Source organism: Streptococcus suis, from assembly GCF_019794555.1.
GTDB classification, from domain to species: Bacteria; Bacillota; Bacilli; order Lactobacillales; family Streptococcaceae; genus Streptococcus; species Streptococcus suis_AB.
In genome coordinates this window covers 1-4,752 of the sequence record NZ_JAIMEP010000054.1, presented here as the reverse complement: position 1 = coordinate 4,752, position 4,752 = coordinate 1, and the positions used below count along the sequence as shown (strand labels likewise).

Genomic DNA, 4,752 nt, shown 5'->3' with positions numbered 1-4,752 from the left:
TCAGGTTTTTCTTTGTGTAGCATAGGAGAACCTCATAAGTCCTTTTTCTTATATTATACTCCTAAATACGAAGAAAAGCCCTTAGAAAATCAATTCTAAGGACTTTGTCTTCAGTCTGAAGAAGAGTCATTTAACTCTTCTTATACGTATTAACCACGACTTGTTTCAAACAAAGGTGACAGTGGACGTTTTTCATGAATACGAATAATCGCTTCTGCCAATAATTCAGCTGTCGAAATATGTTCAATCTTGTCAATCAAGCGATCCTCAGCAATCTCTATTGTATCCAAAACAACTAATTTCTTAATAGCTGATTTACTAATGTTATCCATCGCTGGTCCTGATAAAACCGGGTGAGTACAAGAAGCATAGACAGCTGTTGCACCCGCTTCTGCTAACGCATCTGCAGCATGACAAATCGTACCTGCTGTATCAATCATATCATCAATTAAAATACAGGTTTTCCCTTCAACATCACCAATAATATTCATAACTTCTGATGTATTCATCTTATCAACGCTACGACGTTTATCAATGATTGCAATCGGAGTCTTTAAGAATTGAGCTAATTTACGAGCACGGGTCACACCACCATGGTCTGGAGATACAACCACATAGCCATCTCCTACCATACCACGACGCTCAAAATAATCACCAATTAAAGGAGCTCCCATCAAATGATCAACAGGAATATCAAAGAAACCTTGAATTTGCGCGGCATGTAAATCAATCGTTAACAAGCGATCAACTCCGGCTGTCTGTAACATATTTGCAACCAATTTAGAAGTGATTGGCTCACGTGCACGTGCTTTACGGTCTTGACGTGCATAACCATAGTAAGGCATAACAACGTTTACTGATTCTGCAGATGCACGCTTTAGAGCATCTACCATAATCAAAATTTCCATTAAGTTATCATTGACTGGTGAGCTAGTTGATTGAAGAATGTACACATGCGTACCACGGATAGACTCTTCAATATTGACTTGAATCTCACCATCTGAAAATTGACGAACACTTGATTTTCCCAAAGGGATCCCTATGATGTGTGACACTTTCTCTGCTAACTTTTGATTAGATGATAGTGCGAACAATTTTAAGTCAGTAAACGACATGACTGCCTCCTATATTTTTCTACCTCTATTATTGTAACGTTTTTCAAATTATTTTTCAATAAAAAATAGAGCGTATTCACATTGCGCTCTATTATAATTCAATTAATATGGAGGATAGACGTAATAAACAGCTCCCTCTGACGTAGTAGTTGGATTAAACCAGCCACGATGGTTACCAATATAACGACGACCCATGTAGTTCGATTCTGAAACTTGGATGTTGGTTGAACTTTCAACAGCCGTAACTAAGGCAACGTGACCATATGTACCACCAACCCAAACAGCAACTGCTCCAACTTGCGGAGTTGTCCCAACGCTAAAACCTTCTGCACGTGCTGATGCAACCCACTGGTTAGCATTACCCCAATAAGGACCAACCCAGGACACTTGAGATTTAACACCCCATGTACATTCACCTATAGGATAAGATGAAGCATCGTATCTTGCATTATTAGATGCTGCTGATGAAGACGTAGAAGTAGATGATGTGTTTACTGGTGCATTTACAATGGCAACTGGTTGTTGAGTTGCAACTTCAGCCTGACTTTGTTCAGGTATAGATACTGTTTCGATTGCAGATGATTGCACCGGCGCAGTTGCTACTACTTGCTGAGTTGAAGCCACTTGTTGTTGAGCCAAAGCAGCTTGTTGTGCTTCGTATGCAGCTTGACGAGCTGCAGCTTGACGAGCTGCTTCTTCCGCCGCAGCTTTTTCTGCCAACAATGATGACTTCTCATCCTCAGCAGTTGCTTTTTCTGCCGCAAGATTCAATTGAGCAGCTTTTAACTCAGCTTGACGGACCTCTAAAACTTGAGCATCATCTTCTAATTTTTGACGATTCGCAGCCAAGGTATTGATAGCTTCTTGGTTTGCTTTCTGTTTTTCAACAATTACTTCTTTATCTGTTTTTTGTTGCTCTAGCATACGATTATTAGCAGAAACAATTTCACGCATTGCATTTACACGAGAAACAGCATCCACAATAGATTTTGAATCTAAAATAGTATTGATGTAACTAGATGCTGAAGCATCAACTTGTGCGCTACGAGCTTGTTCTTTCAATGCACCGTCGCGAGAAACAATGTCAGCAGATAATCGCTCAATTTCCGCAGCCAACGATGCAGACTCGCTCTCTAAACGTGCGTTCTCTTCATTTAATTTAGCTTGCTCAGCTAGAATTTCATCAACTTTTCCTTGAATTTCATCAACTTGTTGTTGCGCTACTGCTTGTTGAGCAGTTAAGCTATTGATTTCTTGATTTTTTGCCTCAATCTGACTGTCAATATCATTCGCGCTAATCACAGCCACATAACTAACATTCGATAAAACAACTGTACTCAACATCAATGTAGCTAAGATTTTTTTCTTCATACTAAGTTTGACTCCTCTTTCGTTTTCTGACTCTATCATTTTAACAAAAAAAATGCGTAATTATATTACGCATTTATTACATTTTTATGTCTTATATGTAATGTCGAAAATCCGTAGAAACAAAGGCCTAAAGGTACAAAATATACCTGTATTCACAAGCAGACTCGGTAACAAATTATAGAAAGTAAATACGAAAATAGATAAGTTCGTCAAGTGAAAAATTCTTGCAAATAAATAACTAACAAACTCAAAGTAGAATATCATCAACAAAAAAACCAAAAGATCTAAAAACCAACTCCTCTTAAACGATTTATAAAAATGATGAATAATAAATAATAACAGCGGTAATATAGTAGAGGCTATACCAAGTATATTGAGATAATACTGATCATAAATGATACCCAATAAAACAAACATAATTATTGAATAAGGTAATGAAATAACATCAATCATGTAAAGACCAGCTAAGAGTAAGAGATGACCTGAAATAGAAAAAATACTAATTGAAAACATTGAAAATAGTGATGAAAGTTGACTATCTATCAGAAACATCAAAAATAATAAAGGAAAAACTAATAAGCGTAATGAGCTATATTTCATATTATTCCTCCACTAATAAGACCGAATAAATCTCAGAAAAATCGGTAGTTGGCTCAATAAAAACTTCTCTATTCAAATTATTGCTTGTTGAACTAATAGATTTGACTTTCCCAACTTGAATATTTGCAGGAGTTGTTCCAGCTAAATCACTTGTGACAACATTACTTCCAACTTCAACATCATTCAAAGAATTCAACTGATTAACAACAAAAGTATATGAATCTGAATCATAACCAGACAAAATACCATAAATATCCCCAGATTGAGTTGAAATTTTAACTGGTATTTTAGTAAATTCATCAGAATTAGTTAACAATTTAACATTAGCAGAAGAAGACTCAACATTTGTAACTATCCCAGCAAGCCCGCCATTCGCTACAACTAACATATTCTCAACAACACCCTGTTCAGCTCCAGCATCGATAATCAATTGTTCAGTCCAAGATACAGGATTTCTAACTAAAACAAAACTAGAAAGAAAAGATTTTTCAGGAAATGAAGCTACAATCCCTAAATCCTTTCTTAAAGACTCATTTTCTAAACGTAAAGTTTCATTGTCTTCAGAAATATTCTCAAGTGAAGCGATAGATTGTTTTAATTCTTGATTTTCATTAAAAGTAGAAAAAAGATCCTCAATCTTTGTTCTTTGAGCGGTAATAAATGAAACGGTAGGTGAAAAAATTTTTTCTATAGGCGTCATGACTCCAGAAACAATATTAGAAAGAAACAGAATGTCGTGACTGCCACTTGTCGTAACAAACAGCAATGAAAATGATAGAATTAGGAAAACGAAAAAGGCTATGATGAGCTTAGACAATTTATTCATTAAAAAACCTCTACTGAAAATACAATAAAACGAGAATATCAAAAGATAATCTCGTTCACTTACGGAGAATAAGGGATTCGAACCCTTGCGCCAGTTACCCGACCTAACGATTTAGCAAACCGTCCTCTTCAGCCTCTTGAGTAATTCTCCATATTAATTTATGGGCACGAGTGGAATCGAACCACCGACCTCACGCTTATCAGGCGTGCGCTCTAACCATCTGAGCTACGCGCCCAAGAAATAAAATAACTACTTGGACATAGCCATGTAATGGCGCGAGACGGAATCGAACCGCCGACACATGGAGCTTCAATCCATTGCTCTACCAACTGAGCTACCGAGCCATAATCCACAATATAAATAAAATTGCGGGAGCAGGATTTGAACCTACGACCTTCGGGTTATGAGCCCGACGAGCTACCTAGCTGCTCCATCCCGCGATATTAAGTAAAGGAGGATGTGGGATTCGAACCCACGCACGCTTTTACACGCCTGACGGTTTTCAAGACCGTTCCCTTCAGCCAGACTTGGGTAATCCTCCAAATAAACAAATGGACCTTGTAGGACTTGAACCTACGACCGCTCGGTTATGAGCCGAGAGCTCTAACCAGCTGAGCTAAAGGTCCAGCAACAAGTTAATAGCGGCGAAGGGGATCGAACCCCCGACCTCCCGGGTATGAACCGGACGCTCTAGCCAGCTGAGCTACACCGCCATATACTGAATCGGGAAGACAGGATTCGAACCTGCGACACCTTGGTCCCAAACCAAGTACTCTACCAAGCTGAGCTACTTCCCGATATCATTAAAAATAAAGCTCCCCTAACGTCTCCATTAAGCGA

General features: G+C 38.2%; 4 protein-coding genes and 8 tRNA genes. All 12 read right to left on the bottom strand.

The features are described 5' to 3' along the window. Positions 1–149: 149 nt before the first annotated feature. Positions 150–1,115 (bottom strand): ribose-phosphate diphosphokinase, encoded by a 966-nt coding sequence (locus K6V48_RS11495; protein ID WP_172006775.1) that lies wholly within the window; start codon positions 1,113–1,115, stop codon positions 150–152. A gap of 102 nt (positions 1,116–1,217) precedes the next feature. Beyond that, complete coding sequence (gene pcsB / locus K6V48_RS11490) at positions 1,218–2,486, bottom strand: peptidoglycan hydrolase PcsB (protein WP_172071689.1); 1,269 nt, start codon at positions 2,484–2,486, stop codon at positions 1,218–1,220. 84 nt (positions 2,487–2,570) lie between these two features. Further along, positions 2,571–3,086: a rod shape-determining protein MreD gene (mreD, locus tag K6V48_RS12130; RefSeq protein ID WP_222369819.1), complete on the bottom strand. Its 516-nt coding sequence runs from the start codon at positions 3,084–3,086 to the stop codon at positions 2,571–2,573. A gap of 1 nt (position 3,087) precedes the next feature. Beyond that, positions 3,088–3,912: a rod shape-determining protein MreC gene (gene mreC / locus K6V48_RS11480; RefSeq protein ID WP_172039162.1), complete on the bottom strand. Its 825-nt coding sequence runs from the start codon at positions 3,910–3,912 to the stop codon at positions 3,088–3,090. 62 nt (positions 3,913–3,974) lie between these two features. After that, positions 3,975–4,062, bottom strand: a tRNA-Ser gene (locus K6V48_RS11475). Positions 4,063–4,073: 11 nt separating this feature from the next. After that, positions 4,074–4,147, bottom strand: a tRNA-Ile gene (locus K6V48_RS11470). Between the two features lie 36 nt (positions 4,148–4,183). Beyond that, positions 4,184–4,256, bottom strand: a tRNA-Phe gene (locus K6V48_RS11465). Between the two features lie 22 nt (positions 4,257–4,278). Then, a tRNA-Met gene (locus tag K6V48_RS11460) sits at positions 4,279–4,352 on the bottom strand. Between the two features lie 11 nt (positions 4,353–4,363). Beyond that, positions 4,364–4,453: transfer RNA gene (locus K6V48_RS11455), tRNA-Ser, on the bottom strand. Positions 4,454–4,464: 11 nt separating this feature from the next. After that, positions 4,465–4,538 (bottom strand) — tRNA-Ile (locus K6V48_RS11450). 13 nt (positions 4,539–4,551) lie between these two features. Further along, positions 4,552–4,625, bottom strand: a tRNA-Met gene (locus K6V48_RS11445). A 10-nt stretch (positions 4,626–4,635) separates the two neighbouring features. Then, positions 4,636–4,709 (bottom strand) — tRNA-Pro (locus K6V48_RS11440). Positions 4,710–4,752: the final 43 nt, after the last annotated feature.

Coding starts and splice junctions, on each gene's coding strand:
- K6V48_RS11495 (WP_172006775.1), bottom strand. CDS start 1,115: ATGTCGTTTACTGACTTAAAATTGTTCGCACTATCATCTAATCAAAAG.
- pcsB (WP_172071689.1), bottom strand. CDS start 2,486: ATGAAGAAAAAAATCTTAGCTACATTGATGTTGAGTACAGTTGTTTTA.
- mreC (WP_172039162.1), bottom strand. CDS start 3,912: ATGAATAAATTGTCTAAGCTCATCATAGCCTTTTTCGTTTTCCTAATT.
- mreD (WP_222369819.1), bottom strand. CDS start 3,086: ATGAAATATAGCTCATTACGCTTATTAGTTTTTCCTTTATTATTTTTG.